At 68.8% G+C, this 17,162-nt stretch carries 17 protein-coding genes; 8 read left to right on the top strand and 9 right to left on the bottom strand.

All coding sequences use genetic code 11. The features are described from left to right. The 4 genes from ACIPEK_RS10695 to ACIPEK_RS10680 all read left to right on the top strand — a co-directional run bounded on the left by ACIPEK_RS10695 (position 1) and on the right by ACIPEK_RS10680 (position 6,527). Complete coding sequence (locus ACIPEK_RS10695) at positions 1–531, top strand: NUDIX domain-containing protein (protein ID WP_401993404.1); 531 nt, start codon at positions 1–3, stop codon at positions 529–531. Between the two features lie 148 nt (positions 532–679). Then, positions 680–4,336, top strand: coding sequence for a hypothetical protein (locus tag ACIPEK_RS10690; RefSeq protein ID WP_401993401.1), 3,657 nt, complete (start codon positions 680–682; stop codon positions 4,334–4,336). Between the two features lie 182 nt (positions 4,337–4,518). Beyond that, a complete protein-coding gene (locus tag ACIPEK_RS10685; RefSeq protein ID WP_401993398.1) occupies positions 4,519–5,034 on the top strand; it encodes a DinB family protein in 516 nt (171 codons plus the stop codon). 1,013 nt (positions 5,035–6,047) lie between these two features. Continuing rightward, a complete protein-coding gene (locus ACIPEK_RS10680) occupies positions 6,048–6,527 on the top strand; it encodes a VOC family protein (protein WP_401993395.1) in 480 nt (159 codons plus the stop codon). A 68-nt stretch (positions 6,528–6,595) separates the two neighbouring features. Here the strand turns inward: ACIPEK_RS10680 and ACIPEK_RS10675 are convergent, their stop codons facing one another. Continuing rightward, positions 6,596–8,068, bottom strand: coding sequence for an MFS transporter (locus tag ACIPEK_RS10675; protein ID WP_401993392.1), 1,473 nt, complete (start codon positions 8,066–8,068; stop codon positions 6,596–6,598). A 102-nt stretch (positions 8,069–8,170) separates the two neighbouring features. On the opposite strand from ACIPEK_RS10675, the gene ACIPEK_RS10670 reads away from it, so the two are divergent. Then, positions 8,171–8,782: a TetR/AcrR family transcriptional regulator gene (locus ACIPEK_RS10670; RefSeq protein ID WP_401993389.1), complete on the top strand. Its 612-nt coding sequence runs from the start codon at positions 8,171–8,173 to the stop codon at positions 8,780–8,782. Positions 8,783–8,821: 39 nt separating this feature from the next. Here the strand turns inward: ACIPEK_RS10670 and ACIPEK_RS10665 are convergent, their stop codons facing one another. The 5 genes from ACIPEK_RS10665 to ACIPEK_RS10645 all read right to left on the bottom strand — a co-directional run bounded on the left by ACIPEK_RS10665 (position 8,822) and on the right by ACIPEK_RS10645 (position 13,145). After that, complete coding sequence (locus tag ACIPEK_RS10665; protein WP_401993386.1) at positions 8,822–9,445, bottom strand: nucleotidyltransferase domain-containing protein; 624 nt, start codon at positions 9,443–9,445, stop codon at positions 8,822–8,824. A gap of 44 nt (positions 9,446–9,489) precedes the next feature. Next, complete coding sequence (locus ACIPEK_RS10660; RefSeq protein WP_401993383.1) at positions 9,490–10,407, bottom strand: NAD(P)H-binding protein; 918 nt, start codon at positions 10,405–10,407, stop codon at positions 9,490–9,492. Beyond that, positions 10,404–10,763 (bottom strand): DUF952 domain-containing protein, encoded by a 360-nt coding sequence (locus ACIPEK_RS10655; RefSeq protein ID WP_327272988.1) that lies wholly within the window; start codon positions 10,761–10,763, stop codon positions 10,404–10,406. The genes ACIPEK_RS10660 and ACIPEK_RS10655 overlap by 4 nt, the downstream gene beginning before the upstream one ends. Before the next feature lie 336 nt (positions 10,764–11,099). Continuing rightward, positions 11,100–12,107 carry an NAD-dependent epimerase/dehydratase family protein gene (locus ACIPEK_RS10650; protein ID WP_401993480.1) on the bottom strand — a complete coding sequence of 336 codons (1,008 nt, stop codon included), beginning with the start codon at positions 12,105–12,107 and terminating at the stop codon, positions 11,100–11,102. 84 nt (positions 12,108–12,191) lie between these two features. Continuing rightward, positions 12,192–13,145, bottom strand: a complete 954-nt coding sequence (locus tag ACIPEK_RS10645) for a LysR family transcriptional regulator (protein WP_401993380.1) — start codon at positions 13,143–13,145, stop codon at positions 12,192–12,194. Between the two features lie 267 nt (positions 13,146–13,412). On the opposite strand from ACIPEK_RS10645, the gene snpA reads away from it, so the two are divergent. From snpA to ACIPEK_RS10630, 3 genes are all read left to right on the top strand, one after another. After that, positions 13,413–14,069 carry a snapalysin gene (gene snpA, locus ACIPEK_RS10640; protein ID WP_383074359.1) on the top strand — a complete coding sequence of 219 codons (657 nt, stop codon included), beginning with the start codon at positions 13,413–13,415 and terminating at the stop codon, positions 14,067–14,069. Positions 14,070–14,260: 191 nt separating this feature from the next. Next, positions 14,261–14,548, top strand: a complete 288-nt coding sequence (locus ACIPEK_RS10635) for a hypothetical protein (protein ID WP_401993377.1) — start codon at positions 14,261–14,263, stop codon at positions 14,546–14,548. Continuing rightward, complete coding sequence (locus ACIPEK_RS10630; protein ID WP_401993374.1) at positions 14,548–14,736, top strand: hypothetical protein; 189 nt, start codon at positions 14,548–14,550, stop codon at positions 14,734–14,736. Before ACIPEK_RS10635 ends, ACIPEK_RS10630 begins: the two co-directional genes overlap by 1 nt. Here the strand turns inward: ACIPEK_RS10630 and ACIPEK_RS10625 are convergent. The 3 genes from ACIPEK_RS10625 to ACIPEK_RS10615 form a co-directional block, all read right to left on the bottom strand. Then, a complete protein-coding gene (locus tag ACIPEK_RS10625) occupies positions 14,723–15,082 on the bottom strand; it encodes a GntR family transcriptional regulator (RefSeq protein WP_351256520.1) in 360 nt (119 codons plus the stop codon). The genes ACIPEK_RS10630 and ACIPEK_RS10625 overlap by 14 nt on opposite strands. Positions 15,083–15,084: 2 nt before the next feature. Continuing rightward, positions 15,085–16,068: a DUF1648 domain-containing protein gene (locus tag ACIPEK_RS10620; protein ID WP_401993370.1), complete on the bottom strand. Its 984-nt coding sequence runs from the start codon at positions 16,066–16,068 to the stop codon at positions 15,085–15,087. 252 nt (positions 16,069–16,320) lie between these two features. After that, on the bottom strand, positions 16,321–16,989 hold the full coding sequence (locus tag ACIPEK_RS10615; RefSeq protein WP_383074247.1) for a DUF6304 family protein: 669 nt from the start codon (positions 16,987–16,989) through the stop codon (positions 16,321–16,323). Positions 16,990–17,162 lie beyond the last annotated feature (173 nt).

Genomic DNA, 17,162 nt, shown 5'->3' with positions numbered 1-17,162 from the left:
ATGCCGACCAACCTGCCCGACGAAGGGAACCCCGTGGCTCAGCAGACCGACAACCGCCCTCCAGCCCTCAAGCCGGCGCTCGACTCGATGACGCTGCTCGTCGCGGCCGTCATCGTCCACGACAAGGCCACCAGCCGCGTCGTCCTCCTCCAGCGCAGCGAGAACGCGAAGTTCGCTCAGGGGATGTGGGACCTGCCCGTCGGCAAGAGCGAACCGGGCGAGCCCATCACCGGAACCGCGGTCCGCGAGCTCTACGAGGAGACCGGCCTCACGGTGAAGCCCGAGTCCCTCAAGGTCGCGCACATCATTCACGGAGCCTGGGGCGTTGAGTCCCCCAATGGCTTCCTCACGGTCGTCTTCGCAACCCACGAATGGACCGGCGAACCCGAGAACCGCGAACCCCGGAAGCACTCCCAAGTCCGCTGGATCGACGCCGACGCCATCCCCGAGAACTTCGTGGACACCACTTCAAGCGCCCTCCACCGGTACCTCGCGGGAGGCCCTGAGGTTTCCCTCAACGGCTGGAGGTAGAGGAGGGCCCGCACCCCGTAGGGACTCAAGGGACCTCCCTGACCACGGCATAGCTCGTCGTCTGACGGACTGTGTCAGTGGAGGCCGGTAACGTCACCCGTGTGGCCTCGGCAACAGGAGCATGCCGGACACTGGAAGAGGAGCGGCCGTGACAAAGTTCGTTTCTGACGCAAAGCCCTGGAATACGGTGGATGGTCCCTCCCTGGTGCGGTCGGCCGCCGCGTTGCAGCTGATCCCCGAGAACATCCCTTGCCTGGTCAGGCTGCAGCGGCTTGCTGCAGTCGGCGCCTGCCTGCCAAGCCGTCCTGAAGCTCCTCGCCTGTCGCCGAGCAGGATCCGGTCACTGCTGAAGGAGCCGGTGATCGGCAGTGCGGAGGTCCGATCTCAGGAAGATCCATACAACGACCTTTACACGGCGGAAGTGCCTTTCCACGGCGGTCCCTACCTGATCGCCCAGGGGCTGACGGAGAGGTCGGCTTACACGCTCGGCCTGATCCTGCACAGCATCTTCGGACCGGAGGGCAAGACGCTTCCCGTCGCCTTTCGGCATGAGGTAAGCCCGCTGGTCCAGGTGGTATTGCGTCTGAGCCACACGGCACTATTCCGCGCAGGGCTCGCCCGTGGCATTACCCCACCAAAATCGACCAGGGAGGAGGTATTCGTACCAGGAGAGCATGCGCTGAAGACACTATGCGAAGCTGTCACCTTCGATGAGGCAGCCTTGTCCCAGATAGCGCCGCCACAGGCGCTGCAAGTACTGGACAGCCTGAGCGTGCGGCCGGGCACGCACACTCTTACAGCGGAGCTCGGCCCAGACGAAGGGATGATTCTCACCCCGCTGCTGGCCCTCGGCGCGACCGTGGTTATCGCAAATCCAGGGGATCTGCCCACAGCCCTGCGTCATCGCCTTCTCGTCCTCGCCACAGAGCATGGCTGCGGTCCCCAGCTCGCCCAGCTCGTGCGTGCATGCGTCCTGGATGAAGCCACTGAAATCCTGATCGACTGCGGGGCGACGCCGCTGCCCCCGACGGCGCAAGTCGATGAAAATCCGCAGATCAGTCGCCGTCAGTTCACCTTCGCTGATGACAAGCACCTTGACCTAGCGGTCGTGGCCGATGATCTGTCTGACTACGATGCCCAGACCCCTTACGGGTACTGGGATGCTGGCAGAGTCATGCAACAGCTGCATGAACTGCACGAGACACCGGTCCATCCTCTGCAGGATGACGCGCACTGCCTACGGCTCATCATCAACCAAGGTCTGGGTCGTTCTTCATTCTTCGGCCTTCGCAAATCGTCACGAGTCGGCCCTCGCCTCGCCACTACCGTCGACGACCTACGCGTTATGGCAGGGCTCGATGGCACGGACCCACTGTTTCTGTGGCGCTTCGCTCAAGCGGACGAAAAGCTGCATTCCGACGCGATGGTCCATTCCTTCGGCACACTCGAGAACTACGGCATGTACCGTGACCACGAGTACAGCTACTACCTGTCGGATGAGCGCAGGCCGAATGCCGTTATGGTCAACTCCGACTTCAGTCACGCGCTGCGAGTCAAGGCCCACCAGCGGTACGACCATCACGTGGTTGCCAGCCCTCACCGCCCTGCTCTCGTTCCGGTTCTCGCCCTCTACGGCGTAAATACTGCACCGATCTACCGGACACATCCCACTGTCCCGGAAGACGAACTGCTTGTGGAAACCGCCGGCCTTCAGGTCTGGATCGGAGCTAGTCAGGGCACGGCAGATGCCTTGGAATCCTTCCAAGAGATGGTCATTGAAGCTGTCGCCTACTGGGCCTGGCAGGTCTCGCTCGCGGCGCCCAACGAACTACTCGCAGTAGCCGACGACCTGGGGCGTGTGCGGATCACGGTGTCCTTCGACAACGCGGACGCCTGGTGTAAGGCTCTGGCAGGACATGTCACCCAGCCCGGTAAGAAGGCCCCCTGGATCGCGCGGCGAGCGCCTAGCGCAGGGCTCATTCACCTTGAATTGCTGGCCGCAGGCGTAGCTTCCCTCTTGGTGGAGGACAACAGCGCCGACCGCATGATCGTCCAGGCCCTGGCTGAAGCCATGGTTGGCAACGACAGCGACCTCGTGGTCAGCGAGCTTGTCAAACGTCTCGCTCCTGCCGGTCACAAGAAGATGCTGCACACACAAGACCGACCGATGCTGTTGCGCCCGGGGCGGCTGCCTGCCGCCCGACTTGTGCAGCCAGCTGTCTCCGCAGTCGTATTGGACGAACTGGGTGAATGGCTCGCCGCTGAGGGAATCCCGGAGGGGATCGTCTCAGAAGACAAACGCCTTGATGTGCTCAACAAGACAGTCCAGCACTACTTCCAGCGCATTCAGGACCTGATCGCCGACTTGGCCCCCGAGGGCCTGCTAAATCAGCTCATGACACGGCACGAGGCGCTCATGCGTGCCGAGGCTCACGACGATCTGGTCCTGCGGTCCAGGCACGCCTGCTTCGGAATATCCAGCCAGCCCGCCACACAGATCGCCAGAGACAGCAGAGAGCGAGTTGCCGCCGCGCAAGCAAGCCGCTTCCTCATCGAGTACGCGGCCGCTACCCCACCCTCAGGCGACCAGCCCCTGACCTTGGATACCTACGACACACTCTTGGCGATCGCCGCTGACCTGATCTCTCGAGCCACGCTGTCCGACGCCATCCGGCACGACTTCTCCACCGCACAGCTGTCTCTACTGGAGTCGGGTCGGCTCGGCGTCTCTCGCGGTGATCAGTACGAAACGGGTACCGATGCCTTGGCATTGGACCGAGCACGCGCAGCCATGGCAACTGCTGATCAGACGTCCACCCCTTCTGCGCCCCGCACGGCCGCAGCCCCTTCCGCGAAGGTGGAAGAAGCCATGCTCGCCGAATTCGGGTTCACCCTAACCGACCTCGCCCACGGCATGGGCGAGATCATCGCTTTGGGTGATGAGGCGTGCGATAAGGAACCATTCACCCTCCCTGTCGACCTTGTCCAACAGCACCTTGGTTCCACCCTCGGTTGGGCCGACGACAAGGCACACGCCTTCCTCGATCGCCTTAGCTTGCGTCCACGTGCCAAGTTCCTGTCCGTGGGCGCCGACGCGTGGCCCTGGCGCTATAACCGTGAATGGTCCTACACACGACGTCCGCTGGTCCGCTCGGCTGGCGTCGACGGCGAAGTGCTGATGTGGGCGCCCAGACACGTATTGAGCACGGGCCCCTACTGGGTCGACCTCGTGTATTCCGGCAGGCTCAAAGCCACCTCGGCGACGATGAAGAAGCTTATGGGGTCCATCCGACAGGACCACAACAAGGAGTTCGAGAAGGAATCCGAAAGAGCCCTGGCTGACGCAGGCTGTTCCATAACGGCCCACAGCGTGGGCAAGATCGCGGGGCGGCGCCTCATGTCCGCCCAGGGAGACGACCTCGGCGACATCGATGCCTTGGGAATCAACTTGGATCAAAGGACCATCTTCATCGTTGAATCCAAGGACTTCGAGATGGCCCGGAACCCCTCTGAGCTAGCCAACGAAGCTGACGCACTTTTGCGAGGAGACAAGAGCGCCGTCTTCAAGATCACAAGACGAGCCCAATGGATCCGCACCCATCTGGCCCCTACACTGCAGCACTTCGTCAGCAGCACCGACACCCGAGGTTGGACTGTGGCCCCCGTCGTCGTCACCAGCCGCGACCTGATTTCGTCACGCGTCCTGACATCGGACGTACCCGTCATGGCCATCCACCAGCTGACGGCATGGGCTGCAGCACAGACTCGACACGGCCAGAGATCCAAACGCCGCGCTCGCTACTGAGGTTTGATGCGTGATGTCGCTGGGTCGACGCCTTGAACTGCGAAGAGGAGGGCCCGCCCCGCGGCATCATGCGAAGATCACCAGTAACACCCCGATGTCCCCAACCGTGACCAAGATCGTAAATCGCGGAAGAGCCCGTCATCCAGGTGCCCCTCCCGACCGCCCTGGTAGCGTGCGCCGGCATGTCATCGGAACTGGAACGCCCCCCGCGCCAAGCGGACGAACGCACCGCGCTCATCGGCTGGCTGGACCTGCAGAGGCAGATCCTGCGCTGGAAATGCGAGGGGCTGAGCGACGAGGACGCGCGCCGCCCGGTCATCCCGACCTCACCGGCCATGACGATGGCCGGTCTCATCTCCCACATGCGCTGGACCGAGCAGATATGGCTGGAAGTGGTGTTCCTCGGCGGCGACAAGAAGCAGAACCCCGCATTCGACGAGTCAAGCAAGAACGCCGACTGGCACACCGACGGCCGCCCCCTCGCAGAGCTCCTCGCGGAGTACGAGGCCCAGTGCGCCCGCAGCAACGAGATCGTTGCCGCGGCCGACCTGGACGACGTCGGCCGCCACCCCGACTTCCGCGACGGCAGCGCCAACCTCCGCTGGATACTGATCCACCTCGTCGAGGAGACGGGGCGACACGCGGGGCACGCGGACATCGTCCGGGAGCTACTCGACGGCACGAAGGGCTACTACTAGCGCAGCTCCGCGAAGCGGGCCCTTCCCTCAGGAGCCAGGCCAACACGCCTCACGACCAATGCGGGAGAGCCTGTCACTGGTGATCTTCGTATGATGCCGCGCGGCGAACCCTCGTCTTCGCAGTTCAAGACGTCGACCCAGCGACATCACGCATCAAACCTCAGTAGTGCTCCAGCGGGATTGCGCTTTCTGGTCTCTCAGCGTCCAGCGACAGAAAGCCTCATCCGGAGCGGATCTTCGACTGCCCGAGCAGTCCGCACACAGTCCGCAGGACACCCGATCAGGACCGTCGGGGACCATCGCTGGCCAACACTAAAGGACCAGGTCAGCGACCCACAGGGAACAACCCCACAGGTCACCGGCCCGCCCCATTACTAGGAGACCAAGAAGGCTTGATCATCCCGCCCCGACGACCGCGGCCTCGCCGCAGTCCAGCGGGCAGCCAGAAGGGCCCGACCGGCAGGTCGGGCCCTTCCGTGTTCCCGGAACGTCCAGGAGACGTACAGGAGATGCGGTCAGCCGGTCGGCTGCGGGGCCGGCGGGATTCGAACCCGCGGACGGGGAGGGCAGGTCCGCCCGAACCCCCTCAGTCGGCATGCGGGGGACCTCCCGCACGCCGATCGCAATGGGCCGCTCTGCCACGGCTCCGCAACCTGCGGGACTGCGCAGTCCCGTTCCGGGGAGCGTAAGGTCAACACCCGGCAGGAGCCAGCCGTTTGTCCGGGGCGAGGATCGCGTCCGCCCGGCGGGATCTCCACCATCGCCGTGACCTTGCGGGCGTTCGTCCAGTCCGGGGCCATGTGGAGCCGAACGGCGCCGATGCCCCTCTTCGTACCTGGCGGACGGGGAGGGTCCCGGCCCGGACCGGACACCCGCTGAGCTGCGGCTGTCCGCCGTGGGCCGGGGCGCCGCCGATGCCCCCTATATGCGACTGATGAGTTTCCGGGACGAGATCAGTCGGTATGGGTGGACATGCGCACACGACGGACATGCGCTCACGACAGGAGACAGCAATGACCACCGAGGGCTTCACCACATGTCTGTGGTTCGACGGGCAGGCCGAGGAGGCGGCGGAGTACTACCTCTCGGTCTTCAGGAACTCCCGCCTCGGCAGGATCCGCCGCTACACCGAAGCAGGGCCCGGGCCCGCCGGATCGACGATGGCGGTCGAGTTCGAGATCAACGGCCAGAAGTTCGTAGGGCTGAACGGCGGGCCGCAGTTCACCTTCAACGAGTCCATCTCGTTCCAGATCCACTGCTCGGACCAGGACGAGGTGGACTACTACTGGAGCAGCCTCACCGACGGGGGCGAAGAGGGGCCCTGCGGCTGGCTGAAGGACAGATACGGCGTCTCCTGGCAGGTCGTCCCCGAGGAGCTCATCGATCTGATCGGCGACCAGGACGCCGAGAAGGCCGCGCGGACCACCGCGGCGATGATGACCATGAAGAAGCTGGACATCGCCGCGCTGCAGAAGGTGCACGACGGCGGCTGACGGGACGGAGATACCGGACGGGGGCGATCCGTCCGGCATCTCCGCGCCATCGGCGGGCGAGCCATTGCTCACCGACGCGCGCCGCTGCCTGGTCGACGCGGACCGAGGAAGGCGCCGGCGAGCAGGGCGCCGGCCAGGACCAGTGCCGAGTCGACCAGGATCGCGACCGAGACTCCCGACAGGACACCCTCGGGTCCGGTGTCACCGAGGGCGGACATCCGGGCGGTGGCGACGGCGCTCATCACCGGGATGCCCATGGTGATGCCGACCTGCTGGGTCATGGTGGCAAGGCCGGTGGCCAGGCCCTGTTCCTCGTCGGGAAGACCGGAGGTCGCGGTGACCATGAAGCCGACGATCATCAGCATGTTGCCTATGCCGCCGATGAAGGTGGCCACCAGCAGAAGCCGGATCCAGGCCCCCGATGTCCCGAGCGCCACCAGGGAGAGCGTGGCGACGGCCTGGATGACGCCGCCGGCGACGATGGTCGTACGGCTGCCGTACCGGCCGACCGCACGGCCCCCGAATGCGCCGCCGATCACCGTGCCTATGCCCAGGACACCGAAGGCGAGACCGGTGGCGAGCGGTGAGTAGCCGAGGACCTCCTGCAGATAGAGGGTGAGCAGGAAGACCAGTGCGGTCTCGGTGACGAAGGCGATCAGGCCGGCGATGTTGCCCCAGATGACGCTGCGCCGCTTCAGGATGCGTACGGGGACCAGGGGCGAGGCGGCCCTCTTCTCGACGGACCAGAAGCCGAGGAGGAGCGCGAGACCTGCGAGAAGTGCGGCCAGGGTGGTGGGCGTGGTCCAGCCGGACTCACCGGCCTGGGTCAGTCCGTAGACGAGCAGAAGCAGTCCGCCGGTGACGGTCACGGCTCCGGGGACATCGAGCCGGGGGCGTCGTGCGGGGCGCGAGTCGGTGATGACGGCCGGGGCGAGGGAGACCACCAGGGCGGCCACGGGCACGTTGATGAAGAAGGCCCAGCGCCAGGAGAGCAGATCGGTGAGCAGGCCGCCGAGGATGGCTCCGGCGGTGAATCCGGCGGACATCAGTGCGCCGTTGAGACCCAGCGCGCGTTCCCGCAGCGGGCCTTCCTTGAAGGCCGTGGTCAGCAGCGCGAGTCCGGCCGGGGTGACCGCCGCCGTGGCGAGACCCTGCAACACCCGGGCGGTGAGCAGGACTTCGGGTGAGGTGGCGAGACCGCCCAGGGCGGAGGAGAGACCGAGGACGACCATGCCGCCCAGGAACAGCCGTTTACGGCCCACGAGATCGGCGACGCGGCCGAACAGCAGCGTGAAGCCGGCGGCGGCGAGCGCGAACGCGGTGGCGATCCACTGCAGGTGGGAGAGGGAGAAGCCGAGGCCCTCGCCGACGACCGGCAGTGCGACGTTCAGGATCGAGAAGTCCACGGCGATCATGAACTGGGCGCCGAGGAGAAGAGCGAGGACCAGCTTCTGCCGTCCGGTCATGCGGATTTTCGGGGACGGCACGACGGGAACGGCGTCGGTGGTGCCGGGAGACTGGGCCCGGCTGGGTGCGGACATGGCTGCCCTTCCTCAGGGAGAGGTGTTAATGGGACTATGGTTCCGTTAAGCTGAGAGTCACCGTAGCAGGGGGAGTGTTACTAATGGAACTGGAGACCCGTTATGACTTCTGAGGGTGTGGAGCCCGGCACCGTCCGGCCCGGTGGCCGTACCGCCCGGGTCCGTGAATCGGTGCTGCGGGCCGCGGGCGACGCCCTGGCCGAGCACGGCTTCGACCACCTGGACCTCGCCGATGTCGCGCGCCGCGCGGAAGTCGGCAAGACGACCGTCTACCGGCGCTGGTCCACCCCCACCGGACTGATCGCCGACCTGCTCGACGACATGGCCGAGCAGTCCTCACCCCGTACGGACACGGGTTCTCTGGCCGAGGACCTGCGGGCCAATGCGCGGCTGGTGGTCACCACCCTCACCGATCCACGGCAGGGCGCCCTCTTCAAGTCCGTGATCGCCGCGGCGACCTGCGACCCGCGCACGGCCGAGGCCCTGCACCGCTTCTACGCGATCCGCATCAAGGAGTGGTCCGGCTGCGTCTCCGAGGCCGTCGAACGCGGGGAGCTGCCCGCGGGCACGGACGCGGACGAGGTGATCCGCGCCGTATCGGCCCCCCTCTACTACCGGCTGCTGGCCAGCGGCGACCCGCTCGACGAGGCGGCGGCGGATCGCGCCGCCTCAGCCGCGGCCGCGGCGGCACGGGCGGGCGCGTACGTGCGGTGAGGGGTGGTCAGCCGTCCCCGTCCCGCGCTCTACGCCGCGTCAGCCGACCGGGTGGGCACGCAGACGTGCCGCCCACGGGTGGCCGGCACCCTGGGCCAATGTGATCGTCTCGGTCAGCCAGGCGCGCTGGTCGGCGGCGAGGGTCGGCAGCGCCGTCGCGAAGTCCTGTTCGTCCTTGGGCCGCGGGGACTTGGCCTTGTACAGGAGCTGTACCTCGGGGGAGAGGTACGGGACGCCGTCCTTCGAGACCCGGCCGAGCCGGTCGAGCGGGAGCCGGATGCGGGAATCGCGGCGGAACAGCCAGTCGGTGCCCTCCGCGTCGTCGAGCATGAGCTGGATGCGCCAGGGCTCGGCCGGCCCGGGGCGGCACCAGATGTCGTGGACGTGACGCGGCAGGACCTCGCCGGGGAGCCAGGGGCGCAGGGTGCCGGGAGGATCCGCGGCCCACCACTCCCAGCCCGCCAGGATCTGCTGGGCGGTGAGCTGGTCACGGCGGAGCAGGAGTACGTCGATGTCGCCGTGGTCCCGGAAGGTGTGACCCACGGCGAGTTCGACCGCGTAGCCGCCCGCGATCCACCAGGGGACGCGCAAGGGGGCGAAGCGGCGGGCGACCTCTTCGAGCGGGGCCGGATCCCAGGGGCCCCAGGGAGTTTCCGTACGCATGGGCTGCCGGCCCCTCTCCTCTTCCGATGTCGCCCGCCGTGGCGTCAGTCCGTTTTCAGCAGATGCCGGTAGCTGTCCGGATGCTCCCTCAGATACGTGGCCAGGCTCATCGCCGGATGTCCGGTGAGGTTCGGTACGGCGTCCGAGACCGTGGACATCTCGCCGGTGGCGATGGCCTCGTACGACGTCACCCAGCCGGCCACCTCCCAGTCCTCGGCACCGTACTGCGCCCGTGAGGCATAGGCCTCCTCGCGCGTCTCCGGTACGTAGGTGATGGTCCGGCCGGTGACCCGGCCGATCTCCTCGGCAGCTTCGGCGAGGGTGAATGCCTCGGGCCCCGTGAGGTCGTACGTGACCCCGTCGTGGCGGGTGCCGTCGCTCTCGGTGTCGGCCCGCAGCACGGCGGTCGCGGCGTCCGCGATGTCCTCGTGTGCCACCGCCGACACCCGGCCGTCGCCGCCGGGACCGCGCAGCACCCCGTCGGCTCCGGTCATCGCCGGGAGACCGGCGAGGTACAGGCTGTCGCGCAGGAAGGTGTAGCGGACATCGGCGGCCCGGATGTGGGCCTCGGTGTGCCAGTGGTCCCGGGCGAAGGTGAACGTGGCGTCCGGCGCCGCGCCGAGGAACGAGATGTACACGATGCGTTCGACTCCCACGGCGACCGCCGCGTCCACGGCCGTCGTGTGCTGGCGCACCCGGTCGGGGCTCTCGTGCGCCGAGACGAGGAACAGCGTGTGCGCCCCGGCGAGGGCGCGGCGCATGGCCTCACCGTCACCATAGGGTGCGGGCGGTGCGGCGACGGCGCCGGGCAGCTCCGGCAGCCGGGACGGGTCGCGGCCGAGGAGCCGCACGGGCACACCGGCGCGTACCAGGCGCTGTGCGACACGGCCGCCGACCGCACCACTCGCACCGGTGACGGCGACGATGGGGGCGCTTGGGTCCGTGGGGGGTTGGGGATTCATGCGGGGTCTCCTTCCTTTCGCAGCCAGGGGCGCACCTCCACGACCGCGTCCACCGGGACGGGTCCGTAGATGTGCGGGAACTCCTCGCCGCCGGGCGCGACGGACTCGTACCGTACGGGTGCCGGGAGACGGGCGGGATCGATGACGAGGACCACCAGATCCTGGTCACCGGTCCCGGCCCGGCTCCCGGCGCCGTACAGCATCTCGGCCACGCCTGCGAGCTGGTGCGGCAGCGAGCAGTGAATGAAGCCCTCTTCGTGCAGGGTGCGGCCGCGGGTGGACATCTCGTACGTCCCGATCCCGCGGGCCGCCTCCCACAAGGGGCCTTCGGTGAGGTGCAGCAGCAGTTCGGCCATGGGCCAAAGCTAGCTGCGCCGACGCGCCCTGCGGGCCATCAGCGTGGCCGCCGATCCGGCAGCGAGCAGAACTGCCACGATGCCGCCGGGAATCCTTTCACCGCCGTGGGAACCCGTGTTCGGGCGCGAGCCCCCGTGGCCGGCGTGGTCCGGCCGGTTGTGGTCGGGCTTGCGCGGCCGGGAGTGGGGATGGGCTTCGGTGCGGGTGTCGCCTCCGAAGGGGCCGGAGTGGGTGATTCCGTCTCCGAGTGCCGGGGTGGGCCGGCCGGTTTCCGATGCACCCGGATGCCCCGATATGTAGGGCTGCGCGGGGTATGCCGTGCGCGCGAGCGCGCGTCAGGCCGTATCCGTCAGCAGTTCGGCCTCCACCCGCGGGTCCAGACCGACCACGGCCCGGTCCGGCCGTTGCGGGGCCGCGCCGTCCAGTTCGACCAGCCACTTCCAGGTATCGGCGACCGTCTCGTCGACCGGCCGGCAGCGCAGACCGGCCGTGTGCGCCTTGCTGACGTCGCCCCGGTGCATGGTGTCGTACAGCTCGCCCGGCGGCAGCCAGACGGGCAGGTCGCTCCAGGGCTCCACACCTGCCGCGAGGATGGTCCGAGCGGGCGTCCAGCGGAGTTCCGCGTCTGAGCCGGTGGCACGTACACAGGCGTCCAGCAGCTGCCCCATGGTGGCGTGGCCGGGGCGGCTGACCAGGTTGTACGGCCCGTGCAGACCACCGCGTCCCGCGTCCAGGAGCCAATCGGCGAGGTCGCGGGCGTCGATGTACTGGAGCATCAGGTCCGGTGTCCCCGGGGCCAGTACGGGCCCGCCGCGGGCGATCCGCAGCAGCCACCAGGGCAGTCTGCCCACGTTCTCCCAGGGGCCCAGGATCAGTCCCGCGCGGGCCAGCAGGGCACGGTCCCCGAAGGTGTCGAGTACGGCCAGTTCGCCGCCGCGTTTGGCAAGGGGGTACGAGACGTCCCCACCGGCGTCGGGCGAGGCACCGGCCACCAGCGGGCCGTCCTCGGGCAGACCGGCCGGGGCCGGGTAGTCGTACACGGAACGGCTGGAAACGTACGCGTACCGGGCGGCCCGGTCGGCCAGGAGACGGGCCGCGTCCCGTACGGCCGAGGGCGCGCCGCTCCAGGTGTCGACGACCAGGTCCCAGTCGGGCGTCCCCCCGTGGCGGCCGACGCCTGCGGCCAGCGCGGCGAGACCGTCGCCGGTGGTGCGGTCACCGAGGAGTTCCGTCACGCCCTGCGGGGGTGCGTGACGGCCGCGGTGGAACACCGTGACCTCCCAGCCGCGCGCGAGCGCCACCTCGGTGACGGCGCGACCGACGAATTCCGTACCGCCCAGCATCAGAAGCCTCATGGGACCGACTCTGCCCGCCGGACGGCCGGACCGGAACAGGTCCTCGCTCTCGGCGGAATCGGACGGCGGCCTTCACTGTGTGCGGGCGAGCGGGCTGCGATTGCGCAGCAGCCACTGGTGGTACCCGGCCGCCCGCTGGGCCGCCTCCCGGTAGGCCGCCTCCAGCTCCCCGTACACCGTCGCCATGTCGGCGCCCGGCCGGGAGACCAGCAGCAGCCGTACGGCCAGGGGGTCGTCGCGCAGCGGACGGATCGCCATGTCGTCGCGCGGCCCGGAGGTGGGCTGGCAGGGTGCGACCGCCTCGCCGAGCACGACGAGGGACGCGGCGGTGAGGTAGTCACCGTGCAGGACAGTCGGCGCGAGGCCCGCCTCGTCGAACACCCGGCGCAGACCGTCCCATTCGCCGTCCACCGTGGGGTCGACCATCCACCGGTCGGCGGCCAGGTCCCCGAGGTCGACCACGGACCGGGCCGCGGCCGGATGGTCCCGGGCCATGGAGATGAACTGCGGTTCGCGGTCCAGGAGTACGCGCTGCTCCAGTTTCTCCGGGATGGCCAGCGGAAAGCCCTCGACCTCGTGCACGAAGGCGACATCGAGCCCGCCCGCATCGACCGTATGCAGCAGGGCACTGGCCGATACGTCGACCCGCAGCGAGATGTCCGTGCCGGGCAGCCGGAGCCGCAGCCTGCGCAGCCAGCCGCCGATGACCCGGCTCGCGGTGCAGCCGATGCGCAGCCGCGGGCCCGAGGCGCGGACCGCTTCGGCCTCCGCCTTCGCCTCTCTGACCAGGGCGGTCATTCCGTCGACCAGGGGGCGTGCCCGGCTGAGGACGGCGCGGCCGAGCAACGTCGGCCGGCAGCCTGTCCGTTCGCGGCTGAACAACTCGGCGCCCAGAGTGTTCTCGATCCGCCGCAGCTGGGTGGTCAGGGAGGGCTGGCTCACGCCCAGCCTGCGGGCCGCTCGGTGCAGGCTGCCCGTGTCGGCGATGGCGCACAGCGCCCTGAGGTGTCTCACCTCAAGCTCCATACGGTCGAGCGTAGGACGGCGGGCCACTGTCGCACCAGACGCCCCAATCCCATCAAAGTCCTTTAATTCACCGGGCGTTGGTGGAGGCGTCGACATCAGCACCGGGGGTGGCGATAGGCCGGTGCTATCGCCGGTTGACATCATCCGCCGTGGCCTCCGCTCCCCGACACTCTCTGCGTACCGCACCCCGTCCGAGTCCGATGACCGGACGGGTTCATCGGACAGGTAATCGGTAGGAGACCCCCCATGAGACTCCCCAGGACCGTCATGTCGGCCGTGGTCGGCCTCGGCTTCGGCCTCGCGGCCGCGCTGGGCACGGCACCCGCCATCGCCTCCTCTCCCGGCCCCGCCGCGCCCCCCGCCGCCGCCTCGGAGGCCCACGCGGGCTACACCTCCGGCTCCGGGTCGCACGAGAGCGCCGCCGCGAACAAGGCGTTCTTCGAGGCGGTCGCCAAGTCCGTCGCCAAGAAGCGGGCGGCGAACCCCGGCGCCCAGGCGGTCACCATCGTCTACAGCACCGCCAACGCGCCGAGCTTCCGCACCCAGATAGCCAACAGCGCGCAGATCTGGAACAGCTCGGTCTCCAACGTCCGGCTGCAGCAAGGCTCGAACGCCGACTTCGCCTACTACGAGGGCAACGACCCGAGCGGCTCGTACGCCAGCACCGACGGGCACGGCAACGGCTACATCTTCCTCGACTACGCACAGAACCAGCAGTACAACTCGACCCGCGTCACCGCCCACGAGACCGGTCATGTGCTCGGCCTGCCGGATCACTACTCCGGTCCGTGCAGCGAGCTGATGTCGGGCGGCGGCCCCGGCACGTCCTGCACGAATCCCTACCCCAACGCGAACGAGCGCAGCCAGGTGAACTACCTGTGGCAGAACGGCTTCGCGGCCGCACTCGCCCGCAGCGGCTCCTGACCGCTGCCCGGCAGCTCAGCGGCACCGGGGGCCACCTCGTAGGACGGGGTGGCCCCTTGAGCCTCTGAGGGACGGGGGCACGCTCGCCCCCACGTGATCCGCCCGCAGCAAACGGGCCGGGCGCGCCGCTCCTTCCGGGGGAGGCTGGAAACGGCCACCGCGGGCGGGCCGTCCCCCATGGAGGTACGGGCGTGAGCGAGCGTCCCGAATCCCTGTACGAAGCCGTCGGCGGCATGGACGCACTGCGCCGGCTGAGCAACGCCTTCTACGACAACGTGCCGGCGGATCCCCTGCTCGCATCCGTCTTCGCGGATTTCACCCCGACCCATATCGAGCATGTCGCCGTCCGGCCGGCCGAGATATTCGACGGCCCCGCCGACTCCACCGCGCAACACGGCGGTCACCAGGCCCTGTTGCGCGTCCACCTCGGGCTGTCCATGCTGTCCGTCACCGAGCAGCAGCGGCTGCGCCGGAGCTGATGACGGACGCCGTCGGGAAGGAGCTCCCGGAGGACGCGCTGCTGCGCCGCCGGGTCCTGGAGTACATCGACTGGGGCACGGGCGTCGCCCGCGATGTCTCGGCGTCCCCGGTCGGCGAGGACCTCGGCGATCCCGGCCCGACGCCACGCTGGGGCTGGGACGGTCTGCGCCGACCTACGGGTTGTTGAGTGCGGTACGGACCAGGGTCAGCAGTTCGTCCTCCGTCATCCCCAGCTCGCGTGCGTCCGCGACCACTTCGCGTACGCGCTCCAGCAGCCGGGCCCGGTGCGGGGATGCGCCGCCGGTGACGACCGCACCGCGCCCCCGGCGCAGTTCGATCAGCCCCTCCTCGCGGAGCTGCTGATAACCCCGCAGCACCGTATGGACATTGACCCCCAGGGAATCGGCGAGCACCCGGGCGGCGGGCAGACGCTCGCCCGGCACCACCGCCCCCTCGGCGACGGCGCGGCGCACGGACGCCGCGATCTGATCACCGAGCGGCACGGTGGAGGTGGGATCGACCCGGAAGAGCATGGTCAGTGCTCCGCTCGGCGCTGGTCGATGAGGGTGTTGAGGAGCGCGGCGCCGGTCGCCGAATCGTCGACGGTCACCGCGAAATCCCGGCCGCCGGCCAGTGTCGCCACGATTCCCTCACCGGAGCGGATCACGAGGCCGCTCCGTCCTGGACGGATGCGATAGCCCCAGCCCCCGTACTCCGCAAGGGGGTTGATGTCCCTGCTGGTCGCGGCCTCGATCCGGTCGAGCGGCACCCTGAGGCGCGGCCAGGGCAGCATTCCCGAGATGGTGATGCCGCGCCGGTCCACCACCACGTACGGCCGGGCGAAGGCGGCCAGCAGCACGCCGAGGAGCAGCAGCGGAATCGCCGCCGCCCAGCCCGAGACGAACAGCAGCACCACCCCGCCGGCCACGAGCGCGAGCGCGATCAGCGGCGGCCACCAGCTCCCGGTGCTGCGCGCCCATCCGGCGACCTCCCCATCGGCGAGCACGATCCGCGCGCCGCCCCCGGCCTGCCCGGTCGCGGTCGGCTGCTTCGGTACGGGACCGAGCGCGGCCAGCACCATCCCCAGCCCTCCGGCGAGCGCGGCGACCCCCAGGGCGACGGCGAGCTGCCACATCGGGAACGACGCACCTTGCGCCTCCCCCTGGGCATTCTCACCGGCATCCACGTTGGCGAGCAGCACGGCTGCCATCACCCAGCCGAGGAATCCGGCGAAGGCGTATCCACCGGCGACCAGCCAGCGGTAGGCCCACCCGTAGAACTTCCCCCGCACCATCGTGAGGGCCCACAGAGCGCCGGTCACGGCGAACAGCAGAACGTTGGCCACGGCGTGCCACACCTGCCCCGCATAGCCGTCCGCCCGGCCATCGGCCCGGAAGTGACTGGCCAGTTGTCCGGGAAGCCGGTCCCGGAAGACGGCGAGCAGCGCCAGATCAGCGACGAGCGCGAGCAGGAACGGCAGGGCGACGAGCGTCGCGCGGCCCAGATTCTTACGCTTCATGAAAACCTCCATTGTTTGCATGCTAGTAGAACAATGGAGGTGTGGCAAAGCTTTGACGGCATGCCATTGGGATGGCATGCCGTCGGGGATGGCGGGATCAGGTACGGACCGCCCCCGTCGTGGCCGGGAACAGCCCGACGAGCAACCGGAGGGCGGCGAGCCCGGGACCGAGCTCGCCGCGGCCCGGCCGGCCGGACGGGCGGGCGGGCGGACGACCGGGCGGGCGGGCGGCAACGGGTCAGGCAGGGAAGGTCAGGCCAGCTCCAGCGGGAACGCGCCCCGGTGCCCGGTGCCGGCGCCCCGGTCCGGACGGGGCTCGTACTCGCGGCAGCTCCAGATCTCCTGGACGAATCCGGTCCGCCGGTCCCACAGATCCATGACATCGCCCTCACCGGCCGCCCCGCGGTAGGCGTCCTTGGCGCCCCGGAAGCATGCGAGGCCGCCGGAAAGGCCGCGGCCGGGGGTCGGGAAGTAGTCCGAGAAGGCGCAGGCGATGCAGGTCTGCAGGCGCACGTCGGGCGGCAGGGCGCGCTGGATCGTGGCGAGGGCGGACGCGAAGTCGCTCTCTGCACGATGGGACCGGTAGGCCGCCCCTCCGAACTGCAGCTCCAGGTAGAGATACGGATCGGGGCGGCGCAGCGACAACAGGCTGCTGAGCGTGGCCTGATGGACGGAGCCGTCCCAGAGGACCGGGAGCGGCAGGTCCCACTCCAGGACACAGTCGCCCAACGCACCGTCCACCAGGGCGAACAGGTCGTCGGCCGGTGGTGTGCCGGCCACCGGGGTGAGGCAGTCGAAGCTTTCGCCCTCGAAGTCGACGCCCCTGGTCCGGAGGCGGAGTTGCTGTCCGTCGGTGGTGAGGATGACGGCGTCGGAACCCTGTCGGTCCCGGTACCACCCTGCCCATGACTCATCTGTCATGGGCACGGACTGTAGCCCGTGCCCATGACAGTCGCCCGGTCGCCCTCCTTTTCGTCTCACGGGCCTTGTGACCTCGGCACCTTGCTCCGTCCTCCTTCCTCCGCCCCCTTCACCGGTCTCGGCTCTCCGCTCCTTTCTCCATGCCCCCTCTCCTTTCTCCATGCCCCCTCCGA

The sequence above is a fragment of the Streptomyces sp. NPDC088246 genome (genome assembly GCF_044741025.1).
Taxonomy (GTDB): domain Bacteria; phylum Actinomycetota; class Actinomycetes; order Streptomycetales; family Streptomycetaceae; genus Streptomyces.
This window is presented reverse-complemented; position numbering and strand designations above follow the sequence as displayed.